The 13,270-nt window shown below is 69.2% G+C and carries 12 protein-coding genes; 6 read left to right on the top strand and 6 right to left on the bottom strand.

Features of this window, described 5'->3' with window-relative positions; translation table 11 throughout:
- Window positions 1–2 precede the first annotated feature (2 nt).
- From NGR01S_RS25330 to rdgB, 5 genes are all read left to right on the top strand, one after another.
- Window positions 3–965, top strand: a complete 963-nt coding sequence (locus NGR01S_RS25330; RefSeq protein WP_063041085.1) for a PLP-dependent cysteine synthase family protein — start codon at window positions 3–5, stop codon at window positions 963–965.
- 70 nt (window positions 966–1,035) lie between these two features.
- Window positions 1,036–1,755, top strand: a complete 720-nt coding sequence (locus NGR01S_RS25325) for a rhomboid family intramembrane serine protease (RefSeq protein ID WP_084481697.1) — start codon at window positions 1,036–1,038, stop codon at window positions 1,753–1,755.
- Between the two features lie 69 nt (window positions 1,756–1,824).
- Window positions 1,825–2,589 carry a cyclic nucleotide-degrading phosphodiesterase gene (locus NGR01S_RS25320; protein WP_063041083.1) on the top strand — a complete coding sequence of 255 codons (765 nt, stop codon included), beginning with the start codon at window positions 1,825–1,827 and terminating at the stop codon, window positions 2,587–2,589.
- Between the two features lie 44 nt (window positions 2,590–2,633).
- Window positions 2,634–3,407 (top strand): ribonuclease PH, encoded by a 774-nt coding sequence (rph, locus tag NGR01S_RS25315; protein ID WP_063041236.1) that lies wholly within the window; start codon window positions 2,634–2,636, stop codon window positions 3,405–3,407.
- Window positions 3,407–4,015, top strand: a complete 609-nt coding sequence (rdgB, locus tag NGR01S_RS25310; RefSeq protein ID WP_063041081.1) for an RdgB/HAM1 family non-canonical purine NTP pyrophosphatase — start codon at window positions 3,407–3,409, stop codon at window positions 4,013–4,015. The genes rph and rdgB overlap by 1 nt, the downstream gene beginning before the upstream one ends.
- 15 nt (window positions 4,016–4,030) lie before the next feature.
- On the opposite strand, the gene NGR01S_RS25305 is transcribed toward rdgB, so the two are convergent.
- The 3 genes from NGR01S_RS25305 to NGR01S_RS25295 all read right to left on the bottom strand — a co-directional run bounded on the left by NGR01S_RS25305 (window position 4,031) and on the right by NGR01S_RS25295 (window position 5,851).
- Entirely contained in the window at window positions 4,031–4,330 is a 300-nt protein-coding gene (locus NGR01S_RS25305) for a DUF3817 domain-containing protein (RefSeq protein ID WP_245664774.1), read from the bottom strand.
- 65 nt (window positions 4,331–4,395) lie between these two features.
- A complete protein-coding gene (locus NGR01S_RS25300; protein WP_063041077.1) occupies window positions 4,396–4,902 on the bottom strand; it encodes a hypothetical protein in 507 nt (168 codons plus the stop codon).
- 73 nt (window positions 4,903–4,975) lie between these two features.
- Window positions 4,976–5,851 (bottom strand): oxidoreductase, encoded by an 876-nt coding sequence (locus tag NGR01S_RS25295; protein WP_063041075.1) that lies wholly within the window; start codon window positions 5,849–5,851, stop codon window positions 4,976–4,978.
- Between the two features lie 126 nt (window positions 5,852–5,977).
- Here NGR01S_RS25295 and NGR01S_RS25290 point away from each other — a divergent pair, with 126 nt between their 5' ends.
- Entirely contained in the window at window positions 5,978–8,020 is a 2,043-nt protein-coding gene (locus NGR01S_RS25290) for an ATP-dependent DNA helicase (RefSeq protein ID WP_063041073.1), read from the top strand.
- A gap of 10 nt (window positions 8,021–8,030) precedes the next feature.
- Here the strand turns inward: NGR01S_RS25290 and NGR01S_RS25285 are convergent, their stop codons facing one another.
- From NGR01S_RS25285 to glgP, 3 genes are all read right to left on the bottom strand, one after another.
- Entirely contained in the window at window positions 8,031–8,573 is a 543-nt protein-coding gene (locus NGR01S_RS25285) for a DoxX family protein (RefSeq protein ID WP_063041070.1), read from the bottom strand.
- A gap of 99 nt (window positions 8,574–8,672) precedes the next feature.
- Window positions 8,673–10,034 (bottom strand): NCS2 family permease, encoded by a 1,362-nt coding sequence (locus NGR01S_RS25280; RefSeq protein ID WP_063041068.1) that lies wholly within the window; start codon window positions 10,032–10,034, stop codon window positions 8,673–8,675.
- Window positions 10,035–10,474: 440 nt separating this feature from the next.
- Window positions 10,475–13,015 carry an alpha-glucan family phosphorylase gene (gene glgP, locus NGR01S_RS25275; protein ID WP_063041065.1) on the bottom strand — a complete coding sequence of 847 codons (2,541 nt, stop codon included), beginning with the start codon at window positions 13,013–13,015 and terminating at the stop codon, window positions 10,475–10,477.
- Window positions 13,016–13,270 lie beyond the last annotated feature (255 nt).

Raw genomic sequence — 13,270 nt, 5'->3', positions numbered from 1 at the left:
CCGTGGCACGCTACGAGTCACTGATCGCGACCCTCGGGAACACCCCGCTGGTCGGTCTGCGCACTCTGTCCCCGCAGTGGGAGGGTGAGCAGCCGGTACGGCTGTGGGCCAAACTCGAGGACCACAACCCCACCGGATCCATCAAGGACCGTCCCGCGCTGCGCATGATCGAGCAGGCCGAGGCAGACGGCCGGCTGACCCCGGGCTGCACCATTCTGGAACCCACCAGCGGCAACACCGGGATCTCGCTGGCCATGGCGGCGAAACTCAAGGGATACCGCCTGGTGTGTGTGATGCCGGAGAACACCTCGGTGGAGCGCCGCCAGTTGCTCACCATGTTCGGTGCCGAGATCATCGACTCACCGGCGGCGGGCGGTTCGAACCAGGCGGTGGCCCGGGCCAAGGAGATCGCCGCCGCCAACCCGGACTGGGTGATGCTGTACCAATACGGCAACCCCGCCAACGCGCTCGCCCACTACGAGACCACCGGCCCGGAGATCCTCGCCGACCTGCCCGAGATCACCCATTTCGTCGCCGGTCTGGGCACCACCGGCACCCTGATGGGCACCGGGCGGTTCCTGCGCGAGAAGGTCCCGAACATCGAGATCGTGGCGGCCGAACCCCGCTACGGCGAACTCGTCTACGGTCTGCGCAATATCGACGAGGGCTTCATTCCCGAACTGTACGACGAGTCGGTCCTCACCAGCCGGTTCTCGGTGGGCCCCTACGACGCCGTGCGCCGCACCCGCGAATTGGTCCTCGAAGAGGGCATCTTCGCCGGTATCTCCACCGGCGCCATCCTGCACGCGGCGCTCGGGGTCGCCCGTAAGGCGGTCGCCGCGGGCCGCCGCGCCGATATCGCCTTCGTGGTGGCCGACGGCGGCTGGAAGTACCTGTCCACCGGCGCCTACGACGGCACCCTCGAAGAAGCCGAGGAACGCCTCGACGGCCAGCTCTGGGCCTGACGGCGCGATAACTCGGTACCCTCGGAAGCAGCGCGCCGGGAGCGGTGGCGCGTGCGAGGAGGAAATCGTCATGACCGGTGGTGGGCCGCTGGGCGCTTCGTTCGACCCCGACCGTATCGCCGCGCTCCGGCCTCCGGCGGGCGGTGGGCCGGTTTCCGGCGGCCCGGGTTCCGGCGGGTTCGCCGCCACCCGTCGCACCTGGTCGCGGGCCGGGGTCCTGACCGTCGCGTTCCTGATGGTGCTGTACCTGATCGAGTTCGTCGACATGGCGATCGACTCGTCCATCGACCGGACGCTGGGTATCGAACCCCGCGAGGTCGACGGCCTGGACGGGATCGCCTTCGCGCCGCTGCTGCACCACGGCTGGGACCACCTGATCGGCAACACCCTGCCCGTGCTGATCCTCGGGTTCCTGACCCTCGCCACCGGTATCCGCCGCGGACTGGCCGCGACCGCGATCGTCTGGATCGTTGCCGGGGTGGGCACCTGGCTGACCGGTGGCGAGAACACCGTGCACGTCGGCGCGTCCTCACTGGTCTTCGGCTGGCTCACCTATCTCATCTGCCGCGGCTGGTTCGCCCGGCGGATCGGGCAGATCGTGCTGGGGCTGGCGGTGCTGGTCCTCTACGGTTCGCTGCTGTGGGGCGTACTCCCCGGCCAGGACGGAATCTCCTGGCAGGGACACCTTTTCGGCGCTATGGGTGGACTGTTCGCCGGGTGGGTACTCTCCAGTGATGAACGTCGACACCGCCGTCAACTCAACACCGGGCCACTCGCCTCACCCCGGTGACCGTGGGCGCGGCCAGTATTTTCGGGGGATGCGGTCTTGAGTCGGGAAACCTCGTGGCAGCATGGTGACATGCGCCTCACCGTCCTCGGGTGCTCGGGCAGTGTGTCCGGCCCGGATTCCCCCGCGTCGGGTTATCTGCTCACCGGTCCGGATATGTCGCCGGTGGTCATCGATTTCGGACCGGGCGTCCTCGGTGCGCTGCAGCGATTCGCCGATCCGGGCGAGGTGTCGATCTTCCTCACCCATCTGCACGCCGATCACTGCCTCGACCTTCCCGGGCTGCTGGTGTGGCGGCGCTACCACCCGATTCCCCCCGCCGGGCGGGCGATCGTCCGCGGCCCCTCGGACGCCCCGCTGCGGATCGGTAACGCCTCGGCCGAGGTCGGCGGGGAATGCGACGACTGGTCCGATGTGATCGATTTCCACCCGTGGAAAGAGGACGAGACGGTGGAGTTCGGTCCCGGCCACACCCTCACCGCGCGGCGGATGTTCCATCCGCCGGAGTCCTACGGTCTGCGGATCGTCACCCCCGCCGGCCGTACCTTCGTCTATACCGGCGATACCGCGGTCTGTCCGGCGGTCCAGGAACTCGCGCAGGGTGCCGACGTCCTGCTCGCGGAGGCGTCGTGGACCCACGATCCCGCCGATCGCCCGGCGGGCGTGCACCTTTCGGGTACCGAAGCCGGCCGTATCGCCGCGGAGGCCGGCGTCGGGGAACTCCTGCTCACCCATATTCCGCCGTGGACCTCCCGAGAAGATGTCATCGCCGAGGCCAAGGCCGAGTTCACCGGGCCTGTCCACGCGGTGTCCCCGGGCGAGTCGTTCGACGTGTAGACCCAGGCATGTCCCGGGCACGGGTACCCCACTACGCTGAGCCCGTGTCGAGACGAGCCGATGGCAGGGCGGACGACGAACTCCGCGAGGTACGGATAACTCGAGGCTTCACCACGCACCCGGCGGGTTCGGTGCTGGTGGAGTTCGGGCAGACCCGGGTGATGTGCACGGCCAGTGTTACCGAGGGGGTGCCGCCGTGGCGCCGCGATTCGGGCCTCGGCTGGCTCACCGCCGAATACGCGATGCTGCCGGCCGCTACCCACACCCGCAGCGGCCGGGAATCGGTCAAAGGGAAGGTCGGCGGGCGCACCCAGGAGATCAGCCGGCTGGTCGGCCGATCCCTGCGGGCCTGTATCGACCTCGCCGCCATCGGTGAGAACACCATCGCCGTCGACTGTGATGTGCTGCAGGCCGACGGCGGCACCCGAACCGCCGCGATCACCGGTGCCTATGTGGCGCTCGCGGACGCCATCACCTATCTGGGCGCGGCCGGTGCGCTGGCGGATCCGCAACCCATCTCCTGCGCCATCGCCGCGGTGAGTGTCGGTGTGGTGGACGGAAGGGTCCGGCTCGATCTCCCCTACGAGGAGGATTCGCGGGCCGAGGTCGATATGAACGTGGTCGCCACCGATACCGGCACCCTGGTCGAGATCCAGGGCACCGGTGAGGGCGCCACCTTCCCGCGGTCCACCCTCGACAAGCTGCTCGATTCGGCGCTGGCCGGATGCGAACAGTTGTTCGCCGTCCAGAAGGAAGCGCTGGCCCTGCCCTATCCCGGCGTACTGCCGGAGGCCACCGAGACCTCGAAGAAGAAGTGATGACGCGTCGGGTTCTGCTCGCCAGCCGCAATGCCAAGAAATTGACCGAACTGCGCCGCATCCTCGACGAGGCGGGAGTCGCGGGGCTGGAGATCGTGGGCCTCGACGATGTACCGGAGTATCCGGAAGCTCCGGAGACCGGGGCGACCTTCGAGGAGAACGCCCTGGCCAAAGCGCGCGACGGCGCCCGCGCCACACGGTTGCCCTGTATAGCCGACGATTCCGGTATCGCGGTGGACGCGCTCAACGGTATGCCCGGGGTGCTGTCGGCGCGGTGGGCGGGCCGACACGGTGACGACGGCGCCAACAACGCGCTGTTACTGGCGCAGTTGTCCGATACACCCGACGAACGCCGCGGCGCGCGTTTCGTCTCCGCGTGCGCGCTGGTGATCCCGGCGGGCGCGGAGATCGTGGTGCGTGGCGAATGGCCGGGCACCATCGCGCGGGAGCCGCAGGGCGACGGCGGTTTCGGTTACGACCCGCTGTTCCGCCCCGAGGGCGGCGAACTCAGTGCCGCCCAGCTCACCCCGGCACAGAAGGACGGAGCGTCCCATCGCGGCCGCGCGCTGGCCCAGCTCCTGCCGGCGCTCGCCGCGCTGGCGGGCTGAGCCGGCGCCGGGCGGTCAGACCCCGAAATCCCGCTTGACCTGCTGGGTGTTGCGGTGTTCGACGAAGAACGACAGCAGCGGGACCGTGCCCGCGAGCAGCGTGCCGACGGTGCGTTTGATCGGCCAGCGCACCTTCACCGCCAGGTCCGCGGTGAGGATCAGGTAGATGAAGTACGCCCAACCGTGGACCACCGCGATCCAGCTGGGCGTATCGACGCCGAAGCCGTACTTGGCGATCATCTCGGCGGTGAGGAACAGCAGCCACAGACCGGTGACCCAGGCCAGGACGCGGTAGCGCAGTAGCGCCCCCGCGATCCGCCGGTCGCCGGCCGGCGCGGCGGCGCCGGCCTCGGGTGCTGTGGTGGCGTTTTCGCTCGCGGTCAACCCGCGCTCCTCTCGGTATCGCGGGCCGGGCCCGCCGGACTGCCCGCAGCGCCGTCGGCGGCGTGCAAACGGGCCAGGTAGCTGTTGTATTCGGCGAGCACCGGATCGTCGTCGCGGGCGGCACGCGGGCGTTCGGGCAGGAAACCGGCCGGGATCTCCCGCGGGCCGGCCGCCGCGGCACCACGTCGGCCGGCGAACAGTCCGATACGGGTGCGCGAGGGGCCGGACTCGGTATCCGGCGTATTCGCGCCCTCGGTGGTCACGCCGGACGATTCGGTGCCGGCGGTCTCCGATTCCAACCGCACGAACCGGAAGTAGGCGAACAACGCGAACCCGGCGAAAAGCGGCCACTGCAGCGCGTACCCGAGGTTCTGCGCGGTGCCGCTCGCCGAGGAGAACCGCTCCCACTGCCACCAGCCCAGGGCCAGCGCGGTCAGTGCCAGCACGACCACCAGCAGGACCAGGGCCGGGCGGTGCACGGTGCGGCGAGGTGTTGCGGACACGGCTACCACGGTACCCGTCTACTACACGGGCCGTAGTGTGAGGTGGGTATCGCGGCAGCCGTATCGTCGCCGGTCAGAACTTGTAGACGACCCCGGTCAGCCGCTCGGACTCGGCCCACAGCCGCTGCCACAGGTCGGTGTTCTTGGACAGGCGGGTGGACGGGGACGCCGCCACCGGGCCCTGCGACTGGAACAACCGGGTCGGACCCCAGTACGTATCGGGATCGGCATCGGGTGTGGTGGCCGCGAACAGCGTCGAATGCGCCGCTTTCGCCGGTGCGTGCCCGACCAGCCGGATAACCGGTTTGCTCACCCAGTCCAGCGGGGTCTCGGTGCGGGTGAACAGTTCGGTGGCCGAAACTCCCGGATGCACTCCGTAGGAACGTTTCGACGAGCCGGCCGCCGCCAGCCGGCGCTGGAGTTCGCGCGCGAACATCAGGTTCGACAGTTTGGCCTGGGCGTAGGCGAGGTTGCGCTGGTAGCGGCGGTTCTCGTAGTTCAGGTCGTCCACCCATAACTTGGGGGTCTGCTTGTGGGCGATACTGGCCAGGGTCACCACCCGGTCGCGCATCCGGTCCAGCAGCAGCCCGGTCAGCGCGAAATGGCCGAGATGATTCACCCCGAACTGGGTTTCGAAACCGTCCACGGTCCGCGAGAACGGCACGTTCATCAGACCGGCATTATTGATGAGCACATCGAATTCCCCGGTCTGCTCGGCGAATTCCCGGATCGAGGACAGGTCGGCCAGGTCCAGTCGGCGGATCCGGAGGTCGCCACCGATGGCATCGGCGACCTCCTGTGCCTTCTCGGTGTTGCGGCAGGCCATCACGACAGTGGCCCCTTTGCCGGCGAGTACTTTTGTGGTCTCGGCTCCGAGTCCGCCGTTGGCGCCGGTGACGACGAATATGCGTCCGCGCTGGTCGGGTATCTCATCAGGTTTCCACGCCATGGTCAGACCTTACTTCTGAGTAAGATTGCGGGGAAGGGCGGTCCGCGCCTGCGGTGCCGAGCGGGCAGGACAGGCCGGGCCGCGACTGGGCGCACAGCTGTCGGTGCGGCGCAGTAGGCTGCCCGAGTGCCCGAACTCCCGCCCGTATCAGAACTGCTGGCGACCGCTGTGACCGCGCTCGGCGGTAAGGAACGCCCGGGTCAGATGACGATGGCCGCGGCGGTGGACAACGCCATCGAGAACAAAGAGCATCTGGCCGTCCAGGCGGGGACGGGCACCGGGAAATCGCTCGCCTATCTGGTGCCCAGCCTGCGGTACGCGGTGCGGACCGGACGCACGGTGGTGATCTCCACGGCGACCATCGCACTCCAGCGCCAGCTGGTGGACCGGGACCTCCCTCGCCTGGCCCAGGCGCTCACGAAACCGCTGGGCCGCACGCCGGAGTTCGCGATCCTCAAGGGCCGCAACAACTACCTGTGCCTGAACAAGATCAACAGCGCCGTCCCGGAGGAGCCCGCCGAGGCCGAACTGTTCGACGCGTTCGCGGTCTCGCGGCTCGGCCGCGAAGTGAAACGGCTCAACGAATGGGCCTCCGATACCGAGACCGGCGACCGCGACGAACTCGCCCCGGGCGTCGGCGACCGCGCCTGGCGGCAGGTGAGCGTGTCCGCGCGCGAATGCCTGGGCAAATCACGCTGCCCGTTCGGGCAGGACTGCTTCGCCGAACGGGCACGAGCCGAATCGGCGCAGGCCGATATCGTCGTCACCAATCACGCCCTCCTGGCCATCGACGCCATCAGCGGTGTGCAGGTACTGCCCGAACACGATCTGGTGGTGGTCGACGAGGCACACGAACTCGTCGACCGGGTCACCGGGATCGCGACCGCCGAATTGTCCGCCACCGCCATCGGCACCGCGGCCCGGCGCTGCGCGAAACTCATCGACGAGCGGGAGGTCGACCGGCTCGAGGAGGCCGCCGAGGCCTGGCACACCGCGCTCGACGAACTGCCGCCGACCCGCTGGGACACGCTGCCCGAGGGCATCGCCGGGGTGCTGGCCCTCGTCCGGGACGCCGCCTGGAACGCCCGCACCGCGCTCAATCCGCAGGGCTCCGGCGGCAACGATCCCGAGGCCGCCGCCGGCCGTAACATGGCCATCGCCGGTGTGGAGGAGATCCACGACAGCGCGGTCCGCGCGCTCACCGCCTTCGACGAACCCGACCCGGCGGTCCGCCGCGATGTGGTGTGGCTGTCGGCCGACGAGATCCGCGGCGTCACCCGGCGCACCCTGCGGATGGCGCCGCTGGCCGTGGGCGGGCTCCTGCGCAGCCAATTGTTCGGCGCCGCAACGGTCGTCCTCACCTCGGCGACGCTACAGATCGGCGGGAACTTCGACGGTCTGGCCCGCACCTGGGGCCTGCCCCCGCAATCGAACAGCCGCGTCGATCCGGCGATGGCCAACAGCGCCGAGGCACCGAGCGACGCCGATACCGTGCGCTGGTCCTCGCTCGACGTCGGTTCGCCGTTCGATCACGCCAAATCCGGGATCCTCTACGTCGCCAAACACCTGCCGGCGCCGGGCCGCGACGGCCTGCCCCCGGCCTACCTCGACGAGATCGAGCGCCTGGTGGGGGCCGCGGGCGGACGCACCCTCGGGCTCTTCTCGTCCATGCGGGCGGCCAAGGCGGCCACCGAGGTCCTGCGCAAACGCCTGGACACCCCGATCCTGTGTCAGGGCGAGGATTCCACCGGCGCCCTGGTACGCAAATTCGCTGACGACCCGGAAACCTCCCTGTTCGGCACCCTCTCGCTCTGGCAGGGCGTCGACGTGCCCGGGCCCTCGCTGAGTCTGGTGATCCTGGACCGTATCCCGTTCCCCCGGCCCGACGATCCGCTGCTGGCGGCACGGCAGCGCGCCGTGGAATCGCGCGGCGGCAACGGTTTCCTCACCGTCGCCGCGAGCCACGCGGCCCTGCTCCTGGCCCAGGGCACCGGACGGTTGCTGCGCAGCGTCGACGACCGCGGCGTCGTCGCCATTCTCGATCCACGGCTGGCCACCGCGCGCTACGGCGGTTTCCTGCGCGCCTCCCTGCCCCCCTACTGGGAGACAGCCGATCCGGCCGTCGTGGAGAAGGCACTGCGCCGGCTCTCCGCCGCCGCGACCGTCTGATCTGACCAGCTCAGAGCACCGATTCGAAGGTCAGGACGAGCACCGCGGCGACCGCGGCCACCGCGACCGCGACCAGGCCCCACACCACACCGCCGCGCGCCCACGGACGGTTGCCGTCCACCGAGAAACGGCCCGGGCCGGTGAACGCCAGGGCCGCCGCCGCCACGGCGTAGAGCAGACCCGGCTCGTACCCCTTGCCGGTGAGCAGCCCGCCACTGAAGGTCGTATTGATGATGACGATGGTGGTACCCAGCACGATGGCCGCGCCCAGTGGGGACAGCGCACCGAGAGCCAGCAGCAGACCACCGGTGAATTCACTGAGCCCGGCCAGCGTGCCGAAGAAGCTGCCCGGGTTGAAGCCCATCTTCTCGAAAGCGGCATTGTTCGCGGTCAGGCCCGGACCGTCGAACCAGCCGAAGAGTTTCTGGCTGCCGTGTGAGGCGATGAGCAGACCGAAGACCACCCGCAGGATCAGCAGGCCGATATCGGTGGACAGGGTGCGGTTTCCGGTCGCCGGTACCGCGGTGCGGTCCAACGTCGACTCGACTGTCATATGAACCCCTCCTTGCTATCCGGATAGTTGGCCACGGAAACAAACGGACCGGGGTCCCCCTATTCAATTCATCGGTTGCCGACCCGGCCCGCTCTCAGACTATTCCGCCAGGAAGAAGAAGTATCCGAGGAAAATGAGGGTCAGCGCCCACATCACCGGATGCACCTCACGGATCCGGCCGCGGGCCACCATCACCACCGGGTAGAAGATCATTCCCATGGCCAGCCCGTTCGCGATGGAGTACGTCAACGGCATCATCACGATGGTGATGAAGGCCGGGACCGCGAACTCCAGCCGGGACCAGTCGATATCCCCCAGCGACCGGGCCATGAGCACCCCGACCACGATCAGCGCGGCCGCGGTCACCGCCCCCGACGCCGCCACCACCGAGAAGATCGGATAGCAGAACATGGCCACCGCGAACCAGGCGGCCGTCGCCACCGCGGTCAATCCGGTTCGACCGCCCGCGGACACCCCGGCCGTCGATTCGACATACGCCGTCGTGGTGGAGGTACCGATCACCGCACCGGCCATGGTGCCCACGGCGTCGGCGGACAACGCGCTCGCGGCCCGTGGCAGCTCCCCCTTGCTGTTCAGCAGGCCGGCTTGGTTGGCGACCCCGATGAGCGTGCCCGAGGCGTCGAAGAAATCGACGAACAGCATGGTCAGCACCACCACGATCATCTGCGCGGTGAACGCGTCGGGCAGATGGGTGATCGCCTGCCCGAAGGTCTGGTCCAGCCCCCGGGGCAGCGCCGCGACACCGTCGGGCACATCCACCAGACCGGCGACCATCCCGACCACCGCGGTCAGCACGATGCCGTACAGCACCGCCCCGTGCCAGCCGCGGACCAGAAAGATCACCGTGACCACCAGGCCGAACAGCGCCAGCACCGTCGTGCCCTGGGTGAAATCGCCGAGCTTCACCAGCGTCGAATCACTGTCGACCACGATGCCGGCGTTCTTGAGCCCGAGAAACGCCACGAACACGCCGACCCCGGCCGCGACCGCCAGTTTCAGCTGCAGCGGGATCGCGTTGAGGATCTTCTCCCGGATCCTGGTCAACGCGAGCACGAGGAAGATCACACCCGAGAGGAGGGTGCCCGACAGCGCGACCTGCCAGGGAATCCCCATACCCAGCACGACCGAGAACGCGAAGAACGCGTTCAGGCCCATCCCCGGCGCGAGCGCGATCGGATACCGGGCCCACAACCCCATGACCAGGCACCCGGCCACCGCCGAGACCGCGGTCGCGGTGAACACCGCCTGGGTCGGGATGCCCTGATCGCCCAGCGCGCCCTGGTCACCCAGGATGGACGGGTTGACCGCCAGCACGTAACACATGGCCAGGAACGTCACCGTGCCCGCCATGAGCTCGCGGCGCATGGTCGACCCGTGCACCCCGACAGCGAAGTAGGTATCGATCCGCCCGCGGGTCCGGGTCAGAAGATCGGTGGCCATGGGACCTCCAGTCGGCTGGATAGAACACCCGCCCACGCGCGGACGGGAAGCGGACCGGAGTCCGGCAGGAACTCGCCGGGCACCGCTCCGGCCGGCACCCGGCGCGTACGCGCCGAACCGAACCGGAAGAGGCGACAGCCCATATGTCCCCCTACTGGTGAGCGCGCAGTACCCAGCGGGAGGTCCGGCGCCCGGCAGCGCCAGTGTGGAACGGTATCCGATACCTGTTACGACGAAGTCGCCAGCACCCCGACGGTGTGGCCCCGGCTCGCGGACCACAGGCACCCCGGCGGGGCCGACATGACAGACGCGACTCCGCGTATCCGGACGCGTGCCCCGCGACGGAGCCGGCGGCGGGCGCTCCCGGCGGCATACCCGGCCCGTCCATGCCGGAGCCGGCGGCGGAGAGGCGGGTCGCGCTCATTCGCCGACGCGGACCGTCAGGCGTTGACCACCCGGCCCGGCTCCGCGGGTGTGGCCAGCAGATCGTGGGCCGGCAGCACCCGGACCGTATAGCCGACCGTACCCGCACACGGCAGCGAGGTCTCGACGGTGAAGACCGTGAGCGTGGAGTCGCCGGACTCCGCCCCGGTACAGGACATCGTGACGGTACCGATGTCGGTCAGCTCGTCCTCGGGCGTGACCCGCCCGAGGACGGCCTCGACCGTCACATCGTCCGGTCCGAGACCACCGAGGTCCACCCGCGCGGTCAACGACAGTGGCGCCCCGATTACCGGAGTGTCCGGAAGACCGGCCGCCTCCACCTGCGCCACCCGTACGCTCGGCCATGCGTTCTCCAGCCGCCTGCGGTACTCGGCGAGCTCCCGGGCGCCCCGCAGATTCTCCGCGGTGACCCGCCGCGCCGTCGTAGCGGTCGGCAGGTAATAGCGCTCGGTGTACTCGCGCACCATCCGGTCCGCGAGCACTTCCGGCCCGAGAACGCGCAGCGTGTGGCGCACCATCTCGACCCAGCGGCGGGGAATGCCGGTCGCGTCGCGCTCGTAGAAACGCGGCGCGACCGTTCGCTCCATCAGCTCGTAGAGTGCGCTCGCCTCCAGATCGTCGCGGCGCTCGTCGTCGGACACGCCGTCGGCGGTCGGGATCGCCCACCCGTTCTCACCGTCGAACATCTCGTCCCACCAACCGTCCCGGATCGACAGGTTCAACCCACCGTTGAGGGCCGATTTCATCCCGGACGTGCCGCACGCCTCCAACGGCCGCAGCGGATTGTTCAACCACACATCACAACCCCAGTACAGGTAGCGGGCCATCGACATGTCGTAGTCGGGCAGGAACACGATCCGGTGCCGCACCGCCGGATCATCGGCGAACCGCACCACCTGCTGGATCAGCGCCTTACCGCCCTCGTCCGCGGGATGACTCTTACCCGCCACCACCAATTGCACCGGCCGGTCGGGGTCCAGCAGTAGATCACGCAACCGCCGCGGATCGCGCAGCATCAGGGTCAACCGCTTGTAGGTCGGGACCCGGCGGGCGAAGCCGATGGTCAGCACCTCGGGGTCGAATACCGAATCCACCCAGGTCAGTTCGGCCTCGGCCGCGCCCCGCTGCCGCCACGACTCCCGCAACCGCCGCCGCACCTCCCGGACCAGCTTCGCGCGCAGCGTCCCGCGGATCTCCCAGAGCCGTTCCGGCGCCAGCTCACCCAGCGCCTCCCAGATCCGCGGCCGGTCGCCGGTATCGAGCCCGTCGCCCCATTCCCGGGCGGCCCAGGTGGGCGCGTGCACACCGTTGGTCACCGAACCGATCGGTACCTCGGCGGCATCGAAACCGGGCCACAACGAGTCGAACATGCTCCGGCTCACCGCGCCGTGCAGGCGGGAGACGCCGTTCGCGCGCTGCGCCAGCCGCAAACCCATATGGGCCATATTGAACACCGCGGGATCGTCCTCCCGGCCCAGCGCGATGATCCGATCCACCGCGATCCCGGGCAGCAGCGGCGATTCCGATTCCCCGGACGACCCGCCGAAATACCGGTGTACCAGGGAGAGCGGGAAACGGTCGATTCCGGCCGGCACCGGCGTATGCGTGGTGAACACGGTCCCGGCGCGCACCGCCGCCAGCGCGGTATCGAAATCGTGGCCCGCGGCCAGATACTCCCGGATCCGCTCCAGCCCCAGGAAACCCGCGTGTCCTTCGTTCATATGGAAAACCTCGGGATCCGGGAGCCCGGTCGCCGCGGTGTAGGCCCGGACCGCCCGCACACCACCGATACCGGCGAGGATCTCCTGCTCGATCCGGTGTCCTTGGTCGCCGCCGTAGAGCCGGTCGGTCACCGACCGGAGGTCCGGATCGTTGGCCGCGATATCGGAGTCCAGCAGCAGCAACGGCACCCGCCCCACCTGCGCGATCCATATCCGTGCCGCCAGCACGCGCCGGTCCGGCATCGCCACGTGCACCAGCACCGGCGCGCCGTCGGCGGCCAGCAACCGCAACGGCAGCTCCTGCGGATCCAGTGCCGGGTATCGCTCGACCTGCCGGCCGTCGGCGGTCAGCGATTGCCGGAAATACCCGGACCGGTAGAGCAGCCCCACCCCGATCAGCGGCAACCCCAGATCCGATGCCGCTTTCAGATGGTCCCCGGCCAGGATTCCGAGCCCACCCGAATAGTTGGGCAGCGCCTCGGTCACCCCGAACTCCATCGAGAAGTAGGCGATCCCCCGCACCCCCGGATCCGGGACCGGGCGATCCAGATACGCCCGCAGATCCGCGGCCACCGCATCCACGCGCGCACAGAAATCGGCGTCGGCGGCGAGTCCGTCCAACCGCTGCGGTGGCACCTCCGCCAGCATCCGTACCGGATCGTGCCCGGTCTCCGCCCACCGGCGCGGGTCCAGGGCGGCGAATACATCCTGGGTCGGACCGTGCCACGACCAGCGCAGATTGGTGGACAGCTCGTCCAGCGCGGCCAGCCGCTCCGGCAGGTGGGCGCGGACGGTGAACCGACGCAGTGCCTTCATCCGCCCGAGCTTAGCTGTGTATATTTGCGCGCCTTCGGCGCGCGGGTCGGGGCCCTGTGACCCCGATTGTTCCCTCCTGCGCTCCTTCGCTCCGTCGGTCCAGAATCGGGGGCGGGCCACGACCATGGAGGTAGACCATCCGGAGGAGGCAGAAGAGGCACGCCGCCGACTTCGCTCGCGCCGGTTCCCACTACCGCAGTCGTTGCCAATAACGTAGTGCGGTTAACGTCCCTCATGTCCGAAGGCAGGAGATTT

Origin of the sequence: Nocardia grenadensis NBRC 108939, from assembly GCF_001613445.1 — a bacterium.
GTDB lineage: Bacteria > Actinomycetota > Actinomycetes > Mycobacteriales > Mycobacteriaceae > Nocardia > Nocardia grenadensis.
This window is presented reverse-complemented; position numbering and strand designations above follow the sequence as displayed.